Origin of the sequence: Streptomyces sp. NPDC038707 (genome assembly GCF_040636485.1) — a bacterium.
In the GTDB taxonomy this organism is placed as follows: Bacteria; Actinomycetota; Actinomycetes; order Streptomycetales; family Streptomycetaceae; genus Streptomyces.
This window is the reverse complement of sequence record NZ_JBEZUP010000010.1, coordinates 92468-110755: the sequence shown is the minus strand read 5'-3', so window position 1 is coordinate 110755 and position 18288 is coordinate 92468. Positions and strand designations below refer to the sequence as shown.

Annotated in this window: 13 protein-coding genes; 9 read left to right on the top strand and 4 right to left on the bottom strand. The window is 74.9% G+C overall.

Features of this window, described 5'->3' with window-relative positions:
• Positions 1-158 precede the first annotated feature (158 nt).
• A complete protein-coding gene (locus tag AB0E62_RS16215) occupies positions 159-581 on the top strand; it encodes a cobalamin B12-binding domain-containing protein (RefSeq protein ID WP_362193109.1) in 423 nt (140 codons plus the stop codon).
• Here AB0E62_RS16215 and AB0E62_RS16210 read toward each other — a convergent pair.
• On the bottom strand, positions 557-2248 hold the full coding sequence (locus AB0E62_RS16210) for a DUF5691 domain-containing protein (RefSeq protein ID WP_362193106.1): 1692 nt from the start codon (positions 2246-2248) through the stop codon (positions 557-559). The genes AB0E62_RS16215 and AB0E62_RS16210 overlap by 25 nt on opposite strands.
• Before the next feature lie 49 nt (positions 2249-2297).
• Positions 2298-3653 (bottom strand): SWIM zinc finger family protein, encoded by a 1356-nt coding sequence (locus tag AB0E62_RS16205; RefSeq protein ID WP_362193103.1) that lies wholly within the window; start codon positions 3651-3653, stop codon positions 2298-2300.
• A gap of 132 nt (positions 3654-3785) precedes the next feature.
• On the opposite strand from AB0E62_RS16205, the gene AB0E62_RS16200 reads away from it, so the two are divergent.
• The 5 genes from AB0E62_RS16200 to sucD all read left to right on the top strand — a co-directional run bounded on the left by AB0E62_RS16200 (position 3786) and on the right by sucD (position 11230).
• The gene (locus AB0E62_RS16200) at positions 3786-4916 is read left to right on the top strand and encodes an AAA family ATPase (RefSeq protein WP_362193100.1); all 1131 of its coding nucleotides are present in this window, start codon (positions 3786-3788) and stop codon (positions 4914-4916) included.
• On the top strand, positions 4913-7549 hold the full coding sequence (locus AB0E62_RS16195; protein ID WP_362193097.1) for a DUF5682 family protein: 2637 nt from the start codon (positions 4913-4915) through the stop codon (positions 7547-7549). Before AB0E62_RS16200 ends, AB0E62_RS16195 begins: the two co-directional genes overlap by 4 nt.
• Entirely contained in the window at positions 7546-8763 is a 1218-nt protein-coding gene (locus AB0E62_RS16190; protein ID WP_362193094.1) for a VWA domain-containing protein, read from the top strand. The genes AB0E62_RS16195 and AB0E62_RS16190 overlap by 4 nt, the downstream gene beginning before the upstream one ends.
• Before the next feature lie 380 nt (positions 8764-9143).
• On the top strand, positions 9144-10319 hold the full coding sequence (sucC, locus tag AB0E62_RS16185) for an ADP-forming succinate--CoA ligase subunit beta (protein WP_362193091.1): 1176 nt from the start codon (positions 9144-9146) through the stop codon (positions 10317-10319).
• Positions 10320-10345: 26 nt separating this feature from the next.
• Positions 10346-11230, top strand: a complete 885-nt coding sequence (gene sucD / locus AB0E62_RS16180) for a succinate--CoA ligase subunit alpha (protein WP_318201812.1) — start codon at positions 10346-10348, stop codon at positions 11228-11230.
• Between the two features lie 478 nt (positions 11231-11708).
• Here the strand turns inward: sucD and AB0E62_RS16175 are convergent, their stop codons facing one another.
• Positions 11709-12683, bottom strand: coding sequence for a sigma factor-like helix-turn-helix DNA-binding protein (locus AB0E62_RS16175; protein WP_362193088.1), 975 nt, complete (start codon positions 12681-12683; stop codon positions 11709-11711).
• Positions 12684-12776: 93 nt separating this feature from the next.
• Here AB0E62_RS16175 and AB0E62_RS16170 point away from each other — a divergent pair, with 93 nt between their 5' ends.
• Entirely contained in the window at positions 12777-14627 is a 1851-nt protein-coding gene (locus AB0E62_RS16170; RefSeq protein ID WP_362193085.1) for a DUF6350 family protein, read from the top strand.
• 61 nt (positions 14628-14688) lie between these two features.
• Here AB0E62_RS16170 and AB0E62_RS16165 read toward each other — a convergent pair whose 3' ends face one another.
• Positions 14689-15657 carry a hypothetical protein gene (locus AB0E62_RS16165; protein ID WP_362193082.1) on the bottom strand — a complete coding sequence of 323 codons (969 nt, stop codon included), beginning with the start codon at positions 15655-15657 and terminating at the stop codon, positions 14689-14691.
• Positions 15658-15939: 282 nt separating this feature from the next.
• On the opposite strand from AB0E62_RS16165, the gene purN reads away from it, so the two are divergent.
• Positions 15940-16578 (top strand): phosphoribosylglycinamide formyltransferase, encoded by a 639-nt coding sequence (gene purN / locus AB0E62_RS16160; RefSeq protein ID WP_362193079.1) that lies wholly within the window; start codon positions 15940-15942, stop codon positions 16576-16578.
• A complete protein-coding gene (gene purH, locus AB0E62_RS16155; RefSeq protein WP_362193076.1) occupies positions 16575-18140 on the top strand; it encodes a bifunctional phosphoribosylaminoimidazolecarboxamide formyltransferase/IMP cyclohydrolase in 1566 nt (521 codons plus the stop codon). The genes purN and purH overlap by 4 nt, the downstream gene beginning before the upstream one ends.
• Positions 18141-18288: the final 148 nt, after the last annotated feature.

Genomic DNA, 18288 nt, shown 5'->3' with positions numbered 1-18288 from the left:
ATGTGATTTCCCCCTCGCCGCGCACCGTAAAACCGCCCGGTGCGGGATGCTGGAGATAACGTTCGTTCACTTCGACGATGGCGGGACGCGCCAAGAGTGCGGTACTTGTCGGTACGCACGGAAGCGATCGCTTCCGTGGTCGCTTGATGGAGGCAGTGATGGGTGTGGCAGCCGGTCCGATCCGCGTGGTGGTGGCCAAGCCGGGGCTCGACGGCCACGATCGCGGGGCCAAGGTCATCGCGCGCGCTCTGCGCGACGCCGGCATGGAGGTCATCTACACCGGCCTGCACCAGACGCCGGAGCAGATCGTCGACACCGCCATCCAGGAGGACGCCGACGCGATCGGCCTGTCCATCCTCTCGGGCGCCCACAACACGCTGTTCGCCGCGGTCATCGACCTGCTCAAGGAGCGCGAGGCCGAGGACATCCTGGTCTTCGGCGGCGGCATCATCCCGGAGGAGGACATCGCGCCGCTCAAGGAGAAGGGCGTCGCGGAGATCTTCACCCCCGGGGCGACGACCGCGGCGATCGTGGAATGGGTCCGGGAGAACGTGCGTCAGCCGGCCGCGTCCGGCGGCTGAGCGCCCTCCTCCCGCGGGCCGGGCGGCTGCAGTTCCCGTGCCATCTCCGCCCGTAGCCGCAGCGTGGTGACCAGCCGCTGGAACGCCTCCGCCCAGTACCCGCCGGAGCCCGGAGCGGCGTCCTCCGGCTCGTCGGGCAGCGCCAGCAGAGCCTCCAGCCGGGTGGCCTCGGCCGGGTCCAGGCAGCGCTCCGCCAGCCCCATCACCCCGCTGAAGCTCCACGGGTAACTGCCCGCCTCCCGGGCGATGTCGAGGGCGTCGACCACCGCCCGGCCCAGCGGCGCGGCCCACGGCACCGCGCACACCCCGAGCAGCTGGAACGCCTCGGACAGGCCGTGCGTGGCGATGAACCCGGCCACCCACGCGGCTCGTTCGTCCGGCTCCAGCGCGGCCAGCAGTTTCGCCCGCTCCGCCAGGGACACCGCCCCCGGCCCGCCCGCCTCCGGTGCCGACGGCGAGCCGAGCAGCGCCCGCGACCACGCGGCGTCCCGCTGCCGGACCGCCGCCCGGCACCAGGCCGCGTGCAGTTCGCCCTGCCAGCCGTCCGTCACCGGCAGCGCCACGATCTCCCCGGGCGTCCGCCCGCCCAGCCGCCCCGGCCAGGTGGCGAGCGGCGCGGACTCCACCAACTGCCCCAGCCACCAAGACCGTTGGCCCCGGCCCGGAGGGGGCGTGGCCACCACGCCGTCGCGCTCCATGTCCGCGTCGCAGGCGAGCGGCGCCTCCACCACGATCGCCGGCGCGTCCCCGGTGCGGTCCAGGGCCACACAGCCCATCGCCCGTACGGCCATCCGCGCGGCGAGCGCCGAGTCCGGCAGCGCCGACAGCAGTTCCGCCGCCGTGGCCCGGACATTGCGACTGCGGTCGCCCAGTGCCTGCTCCAGGAACGGCTCGTCCGCGTCCGACAGACCCGTGCGCAGCGAGTCCAGGAACATCAGCCGGTCCTCCGCCCGCTCCGTCGCCCACGTCGACGCCAGCAGTTCCCGCCCCCGCGCGGGCGTGCGGGCGCGCAGCGCGCCGAGCAGCGCGGCCCGCTCCGCGAACAGCCCCTCCTGCCACAGCCGGCGCACCGCCTCGGCGTCCTCGGTGTCCGGCAGGGCCGCACCGCCGCCGGGGGCCGCGCGCAGGGCGAACCGCCAGTCCGGGTTCAGCCGGGCCAGCCACAGGGCGCGCGGGCCCGCGAACGCCAGCGCCGCCGGCCGCAGGTCGGTGCGGCCGCGGGCCGCGTCCAGCAGGGCGGGCAGCGCCTGCGGGGGCGCCGCGTACCCGTGCGCGTTGGCCGCCGCGAGCCACTGCGGGAGCAGCTCCATCAGGTCGGGGGAGCTGCCCCGCCGCCCGCCGCCCGCGCCGCCGGAGCGGTCGGCCAGCAGGGTGGTGAGCCGGCGAGCCGCCGGTGCGGGCAGCGGCGGGCGGGGATCGGCGGGCGCCCGCTCCGGCCGGCCCGCCGCCCGTCCGGGGCGCAGTCCGGCCCGCCGCCGTACGGTCGCCACGGCCGCCGCGTCGAGCAGCGCCGCCGGTGCCGTGCGGCCGGGCGGGACGTGCGCCGGGGCGCGCCGGTCGGTGCCCAGGAGCGCGGTGGTGACCAGATCTTCCCAGGTGCCGTCCGGTATCGCCGTGTCCCTGCCGTCCGGTATCGCCGTGTGCCTGCCGTCCGGTGCCCCGTTCATCGCGCTCCCTCCCCTTCGTCCGCCTGTCCTCGGGTGTCCGTACGACCGGTCAGCACAGCGGCACCGCCTCGCCCGACCCTTCCGACCAGGCCGTGAGCGGGGTGAACCCGCGGTGGCCGCACTCCCCGAACACGGTGACGGGGGCGCCGCCGGACAGGGCGACCAGCCGCCACAGGCCGGGCCGGGAGCGGGCCGGTCCGGTCAGCGGCAGGGCCGTGTCCGTGTCCGCGTCGGCCAGCTGCCACCGGTCGCCGTCCGGGACCGGTACCACCCGCTCCAGGGTCACCGGGACCGACTCCAGCCAGGGGTCGTCCCGCAGCGCCCCGCCGTAGCGGGCCGCCGCCTCGGCGGTGGTCGTCCCCGGCGGGCGGAACGCGGCCGGAACCGGCGCGGCGAACCGCTCGCCCAGGGCGGCCCGGGCCCGGCCCCCGCCCGGATACAGGGACAGCTCCGCCTCCAGCGCCAGCCCGACCGGCAGGGACAGCTCCGGTGGCCGGCCCGCCGCGCCGTAGGACAGCAGCTGCCGGGTGCGGCCGGTCTCCGCGCCGTGCAGCCATATCCGGCGCGTCGTCAGTTTCGGGTCCGTGACGTCGTACTGCGCGAGGACCAGCCAGCGGTCGCGCAGCGGCGGGCCGTCCGGCGCGGCGGGCAGGCCGATCCGGGCCCGGACCGTGGCCGCGAGGGCGTCCGGCAGCCGGTCGCGGCGCAGCCAGCCCTGGTCGAGCAGGTGCAGCAGCGCGCTCTCCTCCAGCAGCCGCGCCGGCCAGCCCGCGCCGGACGCCGGGATCGTGCCCAGCTCCCGGACGTACGCGGCCAGGCCCGGCGCCTGGGCGTCGACCATGCGGGCCGCCGTCTCGTCCCACCAGCCGTACCCCGCCTGTTCGACGGCGGCCAGGCCGCCGCGCAGCAGGTCCGTCAGGCGCTGCTCCAGCTCGGTGGCGCCCGCCGTGACCCGCTCGGCCCGGCGCTCGGCCCGCCGCCGGGCCGCCTCCGGATCGGCGGGCCCGCCGTCCGGACCGCCTTCGCTCCGCGTCCTCCTGGCCTCGGCCCGGCCGCGCCGGCCGGCGAGCCACTGCCCGGCCCAGTCCGGCGGCTCGGCACCCGCCGGCACCGCGTCCTCGTCACCCGCCCACAGCAGGAGCAGACCGAGGGCGTGCTTGCACGGGAACTTACGGCTCGGACAACTGCACCGGTATCCCGGCCCGTCGGCGCCGGCCAGGTCCACCACCGTCTGGTACGGCCTGCTGCCACTGCCTTTGCACAGCCCCCACACCGTCCCCTCTCCGCTTCCGGTCCCGGACCACGGCCCGGCCACCCCGAGCTTGCTCCCCGCCTTGCGTGACGCGGCGTCAGGCGCCAGTGCCAGCACCTGGTCCGCGGTCCAGCGCACCCCCTGCTCAGTCATGCCACCGACGGTAGGCCCCGCCACTGACAATCGCCCCGGCGAGCGCGTTCCCGCAGGTCACAGCGATTGTCAGTGGCGTGGTGCACGGTGGATGCCAGAACCGAACCGGCCGAGCTGGAGGGGGCCTCAGCCATGACTGTGTCCGTGGAACCGACGACCGCCACACCCCACCGCGACGAGACCGCGCAGGCGCTGCGACCGCACGCCGAGCACGCCTTCGCGGCCGAACTCGCCGCGCTCGCCGCACAGGACGACCGCCCGCGCCCGGCCCGCTGGAAGCTGTCGCCGTGGGCGGTGGCGACCTATCTGCTCGGCGGCACCCTGCCGGACGGCACGGTGATCACCCCGAAGTACGTGGGCCCGCGCCGCATCGTCGAGGTCGCCGTCACCACCCTCGCCACCGACCGCGCCCTGCTCCTGCTCGGCGTCCCCGGCACCGCCAAGACCTGGGTGTCGGAGCACCTGGCCGCCGCCGTCAGCGGCGACTCGACACTGCTGGTGCAGGGCACGGCCGGCACCCCGGAGGAGGCCATCCGCTACGGCTGGAACTACGCGCGGCTCCTCGCCCACGGCCCGAGCCGCGACGCCCTCGTGCCCAGCCCCGTCATGCGCGCCATGGCCGAGGGCATGACGGCCCGGGTGGAGGAGCTGACCCGGATCCCGGCCGACGTGCAGGACACGCTGATCACGATCCTGTCCGAGAAGACCCTGCCCATCCCCGAACTGGGCGAGGAGGTCCAGGCGGTCCGCGGCTTCAACCTCATCGCCACCGCCAACGACCGTGACCGCGGGGTCAACGACCTCTCCAGCGCCCTGCGCCGGCGCTTCAACACCGTGGTGCTGCCGCTGCCCGAGAGCGCCGACGCCGAGGTGGACATCGTCACCCGCCGGGTCGACCAGCTCGGCCGCTCCCTGGACCTGCCGGCCGCGCCCGACGGCATCGAGGAGATCCGCAGGGTCGTCACCGTCTTCCGCGAGCTGCGCGACGGCGTCACCGCCGACGGCCGGACGAAACTCAAGTCCCCCAGCGGCACGCTGTCCACGGCGGAGGCCATCTCCGTCGTCACCAACGGCCTCGCCCTGGCGACCCACTTCGGCGACGGCGTGCTGCGCCCGGGCGATGTCGCCGCCGGCATCCTCGGTGCCGTCGTCCGCGACCCGGCGGCCGACCGGGTCGTCTGGCAGGAGTACCTGGAGACGGTCGTGCGCGAGCGCGAGGGCTGGACCGACTTCTACCGCGCCTGCCGGGAGGCGAGCGCATGACCGGCCCCCGGGAGAGCACGGCCTACGACGCAGGGCCGCTGCTGCTCGGCGTACGGCACCACGGGCCCGGCTCCGCGCGCGCGGTGCGGGCCGCGCTGGAGGCCGCCCGGCCCGCCGTGGTCCTGATCGAGGGGCCGCCCGAGGCCGACGCGTTGATCCCGCTGGCCGCCGACCCGGATCTGCGGCCCCCGGTCGCCCTCCTCGCGCACGCGGTCGACGAGCCCGGCCGCTCGGCGTTCTGGCCGTTCGCCGAGTTCAGCCCCGAGTGGGTGGCCATCCGCTGGGCCCTGGACCACGGCGTCCCGGCCCGCTTCATCGACCTGCCTGCCACGCACACGCTGGCGTGGGGAGAGAACGCGGAGGGGGCCGGGTCCGATGGGGGCGGGGCCGGTCCGGACGGGACGGGGGCCGGTTCCCGCACGAAGGTGGTCGCTCCGGACGGCGGCGACGCGGGTGCCGGCGGTGGCGGCGACTCGCCCTCCGACGGAAGCGGGGCGGGCCCGGGTGACCGGGAGACCGGTCCCGGCGGGCGCCGGTTCGGGCCCGGCGACGCCGAGGAGGTCCGGGTCGATCCGCTCGCCGTGCTCGCCGAGGCGGCCGGGTACGACGATCCGGAGCGCTGGTGGGAGGACGTCGTCGAGCACCGGGGGCCGGGCGCCGACGACCCCTTCGCCCCGTTCGCGGCGGTGGAGGAGGCGATGACCGCGCTGCGCGAGCGGTACGGCGCCGGGGGGCGCCGGGACCTCGTCCGGGAGGCGCACATGCGGCTGCGGCTGCGGGCGGCGCGCAAGGAGTGCGGGCACGCCGTGGCCGTGGTGTGCGGGGCCTGGCACGTGCCCGCGCTGCGCGAGCGGACCACCGTCACCGCCGACCGGGCGCTGCTCCGGGGCCTGCCGAAGGTCAAGACCGACGTGACCTGGGTGCCGTGGACGCACCGCAGACTGGCCCGGACCGCGGGGTACGGCGCCGGCATCGACTCGCCCGGCTGGTACGAGCACCTCTTCCAGGCCCCCGACCGGCCGGTGGAGCGGTGGCTGACGAAAGTGGCCGGGCTGCTGCGCGCGGAGGACCGCATCGTGTCCTCCGCGCACGTCATCGAGGCCGTGCGGCTCGCGGAGACCCTGGCGGTGCTGCGCGGCCGCCCGCTGCCGGGCCTCGGCGAGACCACCGACGCGGTGCGCGCGGTGCTGTGCGAAGGCTCGGACGTGCCGTTGGCGCTGGTGCGCGACCGGCTGGTGGTCGGGGACGCGCTGGGTGAGGTGCCGGAGTCGGCGCCCGCGGTGCCCTTGCAGCGCGACCTGGCCCGGCAGCAGCGCTCGCTGCGGCTCAAGCCCGAGGCGCTGGAGCGCGACCTGGAGCTGGACCTGCGCGGCGACACCGACGCCGGGCGCAGCAGGCTGCTGCACCGGCTGCGGCTGCTCGGCGTCGGCTGGGGGGAGCCGGCCCGGTCCCGGGGCGGCACGGGCACGTTCCGGGAGACCTGGCGGCTGCGCTGGGAACCGGAGCTGTCGGTGCGGGTCGCCGAGGCGGGCGTGTGGGGGACGACCGTACAGGCGGCGGCCCGGGCCAAGGCCGAGGCGGACGCGGCGGCGGCGCACGCCCTGGCCGACGTCACCGCGCTCGCCGAGCAGTGCCTGCTGGCGGGGCTGCCGGAGGCGCTGCCCGTGGTCATGCGGGTGCTCGCCGACCGGGCCGCCCTCGACACCGACGTCGGCCACCTGGCCCAGGCCCTGCCCGCCCTGGTCCGCTCGCTGCGCTACGGCGACGTGCGCGGCACCGACACCGGGGCGCTGGCCGGGGTCGCCGCGGGCCTCGCCGAGCGCGTCTTCGTCGGCCTGCCCCCGGCCTGCGCCGCCCTCGACGCGGACGCCGCGGAGGAGATGCGCGGCCATGTGGACGCCGTCCACACGGCGGTGGGCCTGCTGACGGAGAGCCTGACGGCGACGGGAGGGGAAGGTGCCGGGGGCGGCGACGGCCGGGCCTCCCGCGCAACCGGCGAGCCCCTCACCGGCGAGCCCCTCGGCGGCGGGCGCAGCGCCGACGGGCACAGCGCCGGCGGTGGCCTGCGGGACCGCTGGCGGACGGTGCTGCGGACGTTGTCGCTGCGCGAGACCGCGCCCGGGGTCATCCGGGGGCGGGCCGTGCGGCTGTTGCTGGACGACGGCGCGTTGCGGCCCGAGGAGGCGGCCCGGCTGATGGGGCTCGCGCTGTCGCCGGGCACGCCGCCCGCCGTGGCCGCCGCCTGGGTCGAGGGCTTCGCCGGTGGCGGGGGCGGGCTGCTGCTGGTCCACGACGAGCGGTTGCTCGGCCTGCTCGACACCTGGCTGACCGGGGTGCCGGCGGACGCCTTCACCGACGTACTGCCGTTGCTGCGGCGCACCTTCGCGGCGTATGAGCCGGGGGTGCGCAGAACCCTCGGCGAACTGGTCCGGCGCGGCCCCGGTGACCGTCCGGGCGGTGCCGCCCAGGGGGCCGCCGTCCCCGGCTTCGCCGCCGAACCGGACACCGCGCGCGCCGACGCCGTGCTGCCCGTGCTGCGGCTGCTGCTCGGCCTGGCGGCGGACGACGGCACGGGCACGACGGACGCGACGGACATGACAGACCACGAGAGCCTCGCGGGGGTGGGCACATGACGCACACGACGGCCGGACAGACGCCGGAACGGGCACCGGCACCGCAACGGGCACCGGTACCGGAAGCCGACCCGGCGCGGGAGCGGCTGCGGCGCTGGCGGCTGGTGCTCGGCGGGGACCAGGCGGACGGCACCGGCTGCACGCTGACCGGCCGGGACGCGGCGATGGACGGCGCGCTGGCCGCGCTCTACGGCACGGGGGACAGACCGCGGACGGGGCGGGACCGTTCGGCCGGGCTCGGCGCCTCGGCGCCGTCCGTGGCGCGCTGGCTCGGGGACATCCGCGACTACTTCCCCGCCCCCGTCGTCCAGGTCATGCAGCGCGACGCCATCGACCGGCTCGGCCTGGCCGCCCTGCTGCTGGAGCCCGAGATGCTCGAGGCGGTGGAGCCCGACGTGCACCTGGTCGGCACGCTGCTCTCGTTGCACAAGGCGATGCCCGAGACGACCCGGGAGACGGCCCGCGCGGTGGTGCGCAAGGTGGTCGAGGAACTGGAGAAGCGGCTGGCCACCCGCACCCGGGCCACCCTCAGCGGCGCCCTGGACCGCAGCGCGCGCGTCCAGCGCCCCCGCCACCACGACATCGACTGGAACCGCACCGTCGCGGCCAACCTCAAGCACTACCTGCCGGAGTACCGCACGGTCGTGCCCGAGCGGCTGATCGGCTACGGGCGGGCCGCGCGATCGGTGAAGAAGGAGGTCGTGCTCTGCATCGACCAGTCCGGGTCGATGGCGGCGTCCGTGGTGTACGCGTCGGTCTTCGGGGCGGTCCTCGCCTCCATGCGGTCGATCAGCACCCGGCTCGTCGTCTTCGACACGGCGGTCGTCGACCTCACCGACCAGCTGGACGACCCCGTCGACGTGCTCTTCGGCACCCAGCTCGGCGGCGGCACGGACATCAACCGGGCGCTCGCCTACTGCCAGGAGCGGATCACCCGTCCGGCCGAGACCGTCGTCGTGCTGATCAGCGATCTCTACGAGGGAGGCATACGCGACGAGATGCTCAAGCGGGTCGCCGCGATGAGGGCGTCCGGGGTGCAGTTCGTGGCGCTGCTCGCGCTGTCGGACGAGGGGGCGCCCGCCTACGACCGCGACCACGCGGCGGCGCTCGCCGCGCTCGGCGCACCGGCCTTCGCCTGCACCCCCGACCTGTTCCCGGAGGTGATGGCGGCGGCCCTGGAGAAGCGCCCGCTGCCGATACCCGACCCGGCGTGACCTGACTCCGGCGGCCACCGGCCGGGGTCGCGCGGAGCAGCGCGTCTCACCGGGCCCGTAACCGCCCGGTGAGACCGCGCAGAGCCGATCAGAGCCGAGCAGAGTCGAGCAGAGCCGCGCACACCACCCGCGGGCCACGCAACGCACCCATACGACGGCACCCCGTGCCAGAGAACGCGGCATCATGTGACAGGTATCACCGCTCGTGTGTGACCCTCGATTTAGGGAGCCCCCGCAAGCGGCGATAACCTGCGAGACGGACATGCCGCGCGCTCGGACACCGTGTGCGCCCCCCTTGTGACAAGCGGACGTCACGTTGCCCTTCGCGGCACGCCCACGCATCCAACGAACCGCGAGATCACTGATAGGGACGGAAGCGCGTGGACCTGTTCGAGTACCAGGCGAGGGACCTCTTCGCCAAGCACGATGTACCGGTGCTGGCCGGTGAAGTCATCGACACGCCTGAGGCGGCGCGCGAGATCACCGAGCGGCTCGGCGGCAAGTCCGTCGTCAAGGCGCAGGTGAAGGTCGGTGGCCGCGGTAAGGCCGGTGGCGTGAAGCTGGCCGCCACCCCGGACGAGGCCGTCGCCCGCGCGACGGACATCCTCGGCATGGACATCAAGGGCCACACGGTCCACAAGGTCATGATCGCCGAGACCGCTCCGGAGATCCTCGAGGAGTACTACGTCTCCTTCCTCCTCGACCGCGCCAACCGCACCTTCCTCTCCATCGCCTCCGTCGAGGGCGGCATGGAGATCGAGGAGGTGGCGGCCACCCGCCCCGAGGCCGTCGCCAAGATCGCGATCGACGCCATCGACGGTGTGGACGAGGCCAAGGCCCGCGAGATCGTCGAGGCCGCCAAGTTCCCGGCCGAGGTCGCGGACAAGGTCGCGAACGTCCTGGTCAAGCTGTGGGACACCTTCATCAAGTCGGACGCCCTGCTGGTCGAGGTCAACCCGCTGGCCAAGGTCGCCTCCGGTGAGGTCATCGCCCTCGACGGCAAGGTGTCGCTGGACGACAACGCGGAGTTCCGCCACGACTGGGACGAGCTCCACGACAAGGCCGCCGCCAACCCGCTCGAGGCGGCTGCCAAGGAGAAGGGCCTCAACTACGTCAAGCTGGACGGCGAGGTCGGCATCATCGGCAACGGCGCCGGTCTCGTCATGAGCACCCTGGACGTCGTCGCGTACGCCGGTGAGAAGCACGGCGGCGTCAAGCCCGCCAACTTCCTGGACATCGGCGGCGGCGCCTCCGCCCAGGTCATGGCCAACGGCCTGGAGATCATCCTGGGCGACCCGGACGTGAAGTCCGTCTTCGTGAACGTCTTCGGTGGCATCACCGCCTGCGACGAGGTCGCCAACGGCATCGTGCAGGCCCTGAAGCTCCTGGAGGACCGCGGCGAGAAGGTCGAGAAGCCGCTCGTCGTCCGCCTCGACGGCAACAACGCCGAGCTGGGCCGGAAGATCCTCACGGACGCCGACCACCCGCTGGTGCAGCGCGTCGACACCATGGACGGCGCGGCCGACAAGGCCGCCGAGCTGGCCGCCGCCAAGTAAGTACGAGGACGAGGACTCAAACCACCATGGCTATCTGGCTCAACAAGGACAGCAAGGTCATCGTCCAGGGCATGACCGGCGCCACCGGCATGAAGCACACCAAGCTCATGCTCGGTGACGGCACGAACGTCGTGGGCGGCGTGAACCCGCGCAAGGCGGGTCAGACCGTGGACTTCGACGGCACCGAGGTACCCGTCTTCGGCACCGTCAAGGAGGCCATCGAGGCCACCGGCGCCAACGTCTCCGTCATCTTCGTGCCGGAGAAGTTCACCAAGGACGCGGTCGTCGAGGCCATCGACGCCGAGATCCCGCTGGCCGTCGTCATCACCGAGGGCATCGCCGTGCACGACACGGCCGCGTTCTGGGCGTACGCCGGCAAGAAGGGCAACAAGACCCGCATCATCGGCCCGAACTGCCCCGGCATCATCACCCCGGGCCAGTCGAACGTCGGCATCATCCCGGGTGACATCACCAAGCCGGGCCGCATCGGCCTGGTGTCGAAGTCGGGCACGCTGACGTACCAGATGATGTACGAGCTGCGCGACATCGGCTTCTCCACCGCCGTCGGCATCGGTGGCGACCCGATCATCGGCACCACGCACATCGACGCCCTGGCCGCGTTCCAGGACGACCCTGAGACCGACCTCATCGTGATGATCGGTGAGATCGGTGGTGACGCCGAGGAGCGTGCCGCGGCGTTCATCAAGGAGAACGTGACGAAGCCGGTCGTCGGTTACGTCGCGGGCTTCACCGCGCCGGAGGGCAAGACCATGGGTCACGCCGGCGCCATCGTCTCCGGCTCCTCCGGCACCGCACAGGCCAAGAAGGAGGCCCTGGAGGCCGCCGGCGTCAAGGTCGGCAAGACCCCGACCGAGACGGCGAAGCTGGCCCGGGAGATCCTCTCGGCCTGACCGGCTCAGCCGACCGCAAGCAGGCCCGCCCCGGGCGACGGGGCGGGCCTGCCCGCGTTCCGCCGGACGTTGCGCGGGGGCACCGCCTCCGTGCGCGCCCCCGCCTCGGCACGGCCGCACCCGGCGAGGCCTTTGGCTCCCAGGGGCGCCCGGCCGCACAGCGCGCCCTGGTTCCAGAGGGCCCGCCGAGCCTCACGGCGGGACACCCCGTCTCGCCGTCGAGCGTCCCGCTCACGACCGCTCGTCCGAGCTGCATGGCCGACCGTCCGGTCTCGTGGCCCCTCGTCCGAGCTGCATGGCCGACCGCCCGGTCTCGTGGCCGGTTGTCCGGTCGTACGGCCGGTGCCCGGTTTCGCGGCTGGTTGTCCCAGCCGTACGGGCCGCCCGCCCGGTCTTGCGGCCGGTTGCCGGAGTCGTACGGGCCGCCCGCCCGGTCTCGTGGCCGGCTGCCGGAGTCGTGCGGTCGGGCGGGTGGCCGTCAGCGGGGTTGCGGGAACACTCTCTCCGGCCCGCTCGTCTCGGATCTTCTCAGCTTCTCCCGCAGCGCTCGGTCCTCCCGTGACAGCGGGCCCATCGCTCCCGCCGCCGGTACCCCCCGCACCGCCTGCGCCGGGGCGATCGGGGGCTCGTAGCGCGTCGGCGCGGTCCGCAGGGTGAGGGTGGTCGCGCCGACGATGGTCACCGTGAAGGCGATGGCCGCCCGGGTCCAGAAGACGTTCCGGCGCTCGGAGCCGGTCCGTACCTGGGTCGCCCCGGCCGCGCCCAGCCGTTCGGCCGAGGCGAGTTCGAGCAGCCGCCGATGGAGCGCGTCGGGGTCGGCCAGTTCCGGCAGCCGCGCGGCCACCGCCTCGCGCGCACGGGTCAGCCGGCCGGCGGCGGCCGGTGTGCTCGCCTCCGTCTCCGCCGCCGTCTCCGGCAGATCGAGCCCCACACCGTCGTACAGGACGAGCGTGCGCCGGTACGCCGGCGGCAGCCTGAGCAGCGCGTGCAGCAGTTCCCGGTCGGCCGGGTCGGCGGGCGGGGGCTCCGGGGAGCGGTGGCGGGGGCGGAAGCGGTGCCAGGGGGAGAGCGCCCAGTCGTAGGCCACCGCTCGCACCCATCCGGCCGGATCCCGGTCCCGGGCCACGTCCGGCCAGCGCTGCCAGGCCAGCTGGAAGGCCCGCTCCACCGCCTCGCGGGCCAGCTCCCGGCGCCCGGTGAGCAGATAGGTCTGGCGTACGAGGGCGGGGGCGCAGAAGGCGTAGAGGGCGTCGAAGGCCTGAGCGGGGGTCAGCTGCCGCAGTGGACCGGAGGGTTCAGCGGGCGCGCCGGCCCGTTGCTCCGGTTCCGCCGCGGCGGTGTCCGGGGCCACCTGCCCGGACGGCTTGTGAACCGGCGTCAGCGGCCGGGACCGGCGCAGGCGTCGGCGGTGGGCCGGCGGTGGCGGGCCGGCGGGGTTCTGCGTCGTCACCATGCACCCTTTCGTACGAAAAAGAACATAAACATATATTGGGCGACACATCGGCGGTTCGCCCGTTACACCGGGAAAGCGCGTGTCGTTGGCAGCATGGCGTGCGTGATCCGGATGACCGTGCGCCCCTCGTCGTCGTCGCCCGCCCTCTCCCGGCTGCGCGACCGCTCGCCCGGACTCGCCGCGAGTCTGCTGGCCGGGGCGCTCGCGGCCGGCCTGGGCCTCGGGGCGGCGGCGGTCCTCGTCATGGTGCTGTGGGTCAGCTCGCCGTACCCGGACAGCGGACCGACCGGTGCGCTGCACGTCGCCGCCGCCCTGTGGCTGCTCGCGCACGGTGTCGAACTGATCCGCCCCGGCACGCTCTCCGGCGCCCCCATGCCCGTCGGCCTCACCCCGCTGCTGCTGCTCGCCCTGCCGGTGTGGCTGCTGTACCGGGCGGCCCGGGACGCCACCGACGCGCCCGCCGAACCGGACGGCCCGCCGCCGGTGCCCGCGCGTACGGCGTGGACGGGCGTGGTCCTCGGCTATCTGGGCGTGGGTGTCGCGGCGGCGCTGTACTGCTCCGGTGGTGAACTGCGCCCGCACTGGGGGTGGCTGACGGTGTGCCTCCCGGCCGTGGTGGCGAGTGCGGCCGGTGCCGGGGTGTGGTCGGGCCACGGTTGCCCGCCCGAGCCCTTGCTGAGCGTGCTCGCGGTGCTGCCGGGACGGGTGCGACGGCTGGTGTTCGGCATGGACGAGCAGGCCCGGCTGGGTGCGGCCGCCCGGGCCGCCGGCGCCGCCACCGCGGTGCTCCTCGGCGGCGGTGCGCTGCTGGTCGGGGTGTCGCTGGTGTGGCACGGCGCGGTGGCGCGGGCGTCCTTCCTCCAGCTGTCGGAGAGCTGGACGGGCCGGTTCGCCGTGCTGCTGCTCGGCATCGCGCTGATCCCCAACGCCGCGCTGTGGGCCGCCTCCTACGCCCTCGGTCCCGGTTTCGACCTCGGCGCCGGGCACCTGGTCAGCCCGTTCGCGTCCGACCCGGCCCCGCTGCTGCCGGCGTTCCCGCTGCTGGCCGCGGTGCCGGAACCGGGCGCCGGTACGCCGCAGCACTGGGTGGTGGGGCTGGTGCCGGCGGTGGCCGGGATGACGGCGGGGTGGTTCGTGGCGCGGGCGGCGGTACGGCCGCCGGGGCCCGGGGAACCGGCCCGGGCCCGCTGGCCGGTCGGCCCGACCGCCGGAGTGGTGCTGCTGACGGCGGTGGTCTGCGCGGCGGCCGTCGCCCTGCTCACCGCGCTGGCCGGCGGACCGCTGGGCGTGGCCGCGCTGTCCCGGCTCGGCCCGCTGTGGCTGCGCGCCGGGGGAGCGGCCGGACTGTGGACGGCGGTGTTCGCCCTGCCGGTGGCCCTGCTCGCCCGTGCCTGGCGGATGCTGTGCGGCCGGCGTCCGGGCCCCGGCGGGGGTCCTGCACAGGGCGCGGAGACGGAGAGTACGGCGCCGCAGGCAGGCGCGGTGGCCGTCGTGCCCCGGGGCACGGCGACGCCGGGGGCGGCCACGGAGGCCACGGACCGGGGCGCGGAGGCCCCCGGGACCGGACGGTGGGGCCGGGGCAGGCGGAAGGCGCCCGCGCGGACGGAGACCGCGGCCGAGGCCGCCGAGGAGGACCTCTACGACTTCCTCCCGGCCGAAGACCCGTTCCGCACGCCGTTCACCGCGTCCCGCGCCGGGGGCACCGGCGACTGGCACGAGGACATGGGCCGGGCCTCCCACCGGGCGGCCCCGGGACAGGCCGCGCCGGACCCGGCTCCCACACCACCCGCCGAGCCGCTCCCCACACCACCCGCCGAGCCGCTCCCCGCAGTGCCGTCCCCTGCCGAGCCAGTCCCCGCAGAGCCGTCGCCCGCCGAGCACCGGCCCGCCGGCCCGGACCCGCAGGAGCCTCGCCCCGGCCACCTGCCGGACTCCTCGGGGTGACCGTCCTCAGCCGCTCCGTTGCGGTGCTTCGGCGGCGGCAGAAGGGCGTGCGGACGGGGCCTCAGTCGTTCTGGCCGCCCAGGACGCCGCGCAGTTCGTGGGGCAGCAGGGTCTCGCAGGACTGCTTGGCCTCGTGGGTGAGCGCGTCGCCGACGCACGTGTAGTAGTCGCGGTAGACCAGCTGGACGGTGAACGTGGAGGCCACCAGGATCAGCGCCAGGGACGCCGTGACCAGGCCGCCGACCGCCGCCGTCGTGTGGGGCCGGCCGGGCGGGGCCGCCGGGGCGTCCGGGCCCTGACCGCGCGGCTTGGCGCGCAGCGCGCTGCTTCCCCAGTACAGGGACAGCGCACCCAGCAGCAGGGCCACGTACGGCCAGCTGAACAGGACGAAGAAGACGGACCACATGCCGGAGAGCAGGGCGAACCGCGCGCGCCGCTGGGCCGGGTCCCTCGGGTCCCAGCGCATCCCGGGACCGGTCGGTCCGCCGGGCCCCTGCGGTCCGCCGCCCGGCCGCTCGCCGAAACCGCCGGGGGAACGGCCGGGCTGCCGGTCGCTCCACTGACCGCCCCACGGGCCCTGCCCCTGACCGCCCCACGGTCCCTGCCCCTGACCGGGACCCTGACCCTGCCCCTGACCGGGGTCCTGCCCCGCACCGGCCCCCGGCCACGGGGCGTACCCATGTCCTTGTCCTTGCTCCTGGCCCTGCTGTCCCGCGCCCGGTCCCTGACCGGGCCCGTGGCCGGGACCACCCGCGGCCCCCGGATCCCGGGGCCGCCAGGGCCGGTCGGGAGCGCCCTCCGGCGGCGGCGCGAACGGATTGTCCTCCTGCCGCCCGCCATCCCGTCCCGAGCCGCCGCCGGCACCCCGTCCCGAGCCGCCGCCGGCACCCTGTCCGGAGCCGTCGTGCCCGCCTCCCGGGGTGTGGGCCGGGGGTGAGGACGGGCGCTCCCGCAGCAGTGCGGCGCCCCGCTCGCCTCCCTGGGCCGGGCGCGGCGGGAACGTCAGGAGTCGCGGGCTGCGATCGGGCATCAAAAGAGCGTCTTCCCCTAGGTGACTACGGCAGTTCCGTCGTGAGCTTCCTCCCCGTGAACGCACCGCACGGCGACCGCGTTCCCGGGGTTGCTCTTTCGTGATTCCCCGCGAACGCTACCGTCCGGCCGGGCACCCGTCCCGAGGGGCCCGTCCGGAGTGCCGGTATCGTTGCTGACGGCCGGCCGCTTCGTAGACTTCCCCGTATCGGGGGGCGTGAAGCATTCGTACGACCGTACAAACCGGCCGCACACGGATCGCAACCCGAGAAAGGGCCCCATCGTGGCCGCCACCTCCGCCGGCCCGGCAGTCAAGCGCCTCGTCGTGCTGGTCTCCGGCTCCGGCACCAACTTGCAGGCGCTGCTGGACGAGATCGCCGCCGTCGGCCCCGAGGCGTACGGCGCCCGGGTCGTGGCCGTGGGCGCCGACCGCGACGGCATCGAGGGGCTGGCCCGGGCCGAGCGCGCCGGTATCCCCACCTTCGTGCGCAAGGTCAGGGACCACGGCACCCGCGAGGAGTGGGACGCCGCCCTCGCCGGGGCCGTCGCCGCGTACGAGCCCGACCTCGTGGTCTCCGCGGGGTTCATGAAGATCGTCGGCAAGGAGTTCCTGGCCCGGTTCGGCGGACGCCTCGTCAACACCCACCCCGCCCTGCTCCCCAGTTTTCCCGGCGCCCACGGCGTCCGCGACGCGCTCGCGTACGGCGCCAAGGTGACCGGCTGCACCGTCCACTTCGTCGACGACGGCGTCGACACCGGGCCGATCATCGCCCAGGGCGTGGTGGAGATCCGCGACGAGGACGACGAGAGCGCGCTGCACGAGCGCATCAAGGAAGTCGAGCGAAGGCTGCTCGTAGAGGTCGTGGGCCGGCTCGCCCGCCACGGCTATCGCATTGAGGGACGAAAGGTAGTTATCCAGTGACCGCCGAGAGCAACGCCAAGCGGGCCATCCGCCGTGCGCTTGTCAGCGTCTATGACAAGACCGGGCTCGAAGAGCTGGCCCGCGGGCTGCACGAGGCCGGTGTGGAGCTGGTCTCCACCGGCTCCACGGCCGGCCGGATCGCCGCCGCCGGCGTCCCCGTCACCAAGGTCGAGGAGCTGACCGGCTTCCCCGAGTGCCTGGACGGCCGGGTGAAGACCCTGCACCCGAAGGTGCACGCGGGCATCCTCGCCGACCTGCGCCTGGACAGCCACCGCGAGCAGCTCGCCGAGCTGGGCGTGGAGCCGTTCGACCTGGTCGTCGTCAACCTGTACCCGTTCCGCGAGACCGTCGACTCCGGCGCCTCCCCCGACGAGTGCGTGGAGCAGATCGACATCGGCGGTCCCTCGATGGTCCGCGCCGCCGCCAAGAACCACCCGTCCGTGGCCGTGGTCACCAGCCCGGAGCGGTACGCCGACGTGCTCGCCGCGGTCCAGGACGGCGGATTCGACCTCGCCGCCCGCAAGCGGCTGGCCGCCGAGGCGTTCCGGCACACCGCGGAGTACGACCTCGCGGTCTCCTCCTGGTTCGCCGCGTCCTACGCCCCCGCCGACGACTCCCGCTTCCCCGACTTCACGGGCACCACCTACACGCGCAAGGCCACCCTGCGCTACGGCGAGAACCCGCACCAGGACGCCGCCCTCTACGTCGACGGCACCGGCGGCCTGGCCGAGGCCGAGCAGCTGCACGGCAAGGAGATGTCGTACAACAACTACACGGACACGGACGCCGCCCGCCGTGCCGCGTACGACCACGACGAGCCCTGTGTCGCGATCATCAAGCACGCCAATCCGTGCGGCATCGCGGTCGGCGCGGACGTCGCCGAGGCGCACCGCAAGGCGCACGCCTGCGACCCGGTCTCCGCGTACGGCGGCGTGATCGCCGTGAACCGGCCGGTCAGCAAGGAGATGGCCGAGCAGGTCGCCGAGATCTTCACCGAGGTCATCGTCGCGCCGGACTACGAGGAGGGCGCGCTGGAAGCCCTCGCCAAGAAGAAGAACATCCGCGTGCTGAAGGCCCCGGGCGCCCCGGCGAACGCGGACGAGGCCAAGCACATCGACGGCGGTGTGCTGCTCCAGATCACCGACCGGCTCCAGGCCGACGGCGACGACCCCGCCCACTGGACGCTGGCCAGCGGCGAGGCGCTCTCCGAGGCGGAGCTGAAGGAGCTGGCCTTCGCCTGGAAGGCCTGCCGTGCGGTGAAGTCCAACGCGATCCTGCTCGCCAAGGACGGCGCGTCGGTCGGTGTCGGCATGGGCCAGGTCAACCGCGTCGACTCCTGCAAGCTGGCCGTCGAGCGGGCGGGCGAGGAGCGGGCGCGGGGCGCCTACGCGGCCTCCGACGCGTTCTTCCCGTTCCCCGACGGCCCGCAGATCCTGATCGACGCCGGGGTCCGGGCGATCGTCCAGCCGGGCGGCTCGATCCGGGACGAGCAGGTCGTGGAGGCCGCCAAGAAGGCGGGCGTGACCATGTACTTCACGGGCACGCGCCACTTCTTCCACTGACCCCCGCAGTCCCCGCGTGATCCCGCCCGCCGGCCGCGGGCGGGATCACCTGTGCGTTCGCACAGGGGATTTCGCCGCCCTCGAACGGGCGGTACGGCACAGGCCGCGTTCCGTCCGCCCGGACGGAACGCGGCCTGTGAGCGGGGTG

What these genes read in the sequence shown, in the direction of transcription:
- AB0E62_RS16200 (WP_362193100.1), top strand. Translation starts at nt 3,786, where the DNA reads ATGACTGTGTCCGTGGAACCGACGACCGCCACACCCCACCGCGACGAG.
- AB0E62_RS16170 (WP_362193085.1), top strand. Translation starts at nt 12,777, where the DNA reads ATGGCGTGCGTGATCCGGATGACCGTGCGCCCCTCGTCGTCGTCGCCC.
- AB0E62_RS16190 (WP_362193094.1), top strand. Translation starts at nt 7,546, where the DNA reads ATGACGCACACGACGGCCGGACAGACGCCGGAACGGGCACCGGCACCG.
- AB0E62_RS16165 (WP_362193082.1), bottom strand. Translation starts at nt 15,657, where the DNA reads ATGCCCGATCGCAGCCCGCGACTCCTGACGTTCCCGCCGCGCCCGGCC.
- AB0E62_RS16175 (WP_362193088.1), bottom strand. Translation starts at nt 12,683, where the DNA reads ATGGTGACGACGCAGAACCCCGCCGGCCCGCCACCGCCGGCCCACCGC.
- AB0E62_RS16215 (WP_362193109.1), top strand. Translation starts at nt 159, where the DNA reads ATGGGTGTGGCAGCCGGTCCGATCCGCGTGGTGGTGGCCAAGCCGGGG.
- AB0E62_RS16210 (WP_362193106.1), bottom strand. Translation starts at nt 2,248, where the DNA reads ATGAACGGGGCACCGGACGGCAGGCACACGGCGATACCGGACGGCAGG.
- sucD (WP_318201812.1), top strand. Translation starts at nt 10,346, where the DNA reads ATGGCTATCTGGCTCAACAAGGACAGCAAGGTCATCGTCCAGGGCATG.
- AB0E62_RS16205 (WP_362193103.1), bottom strand. Translation starts at nt 3,653, where the DNA reads ATGACTGAGCAGGGGGTGCGCTGGACCGCGGACCAGGTGCTGGCACTG.
- AB0E62_RS16195 (WP_362193097.1), top strand. Translation starts at nt 4,913, where the DNA reads ATGACCGGCCCCCGGGAGAGCACGGCCTACGACGCAGGGCCGCTGCTG.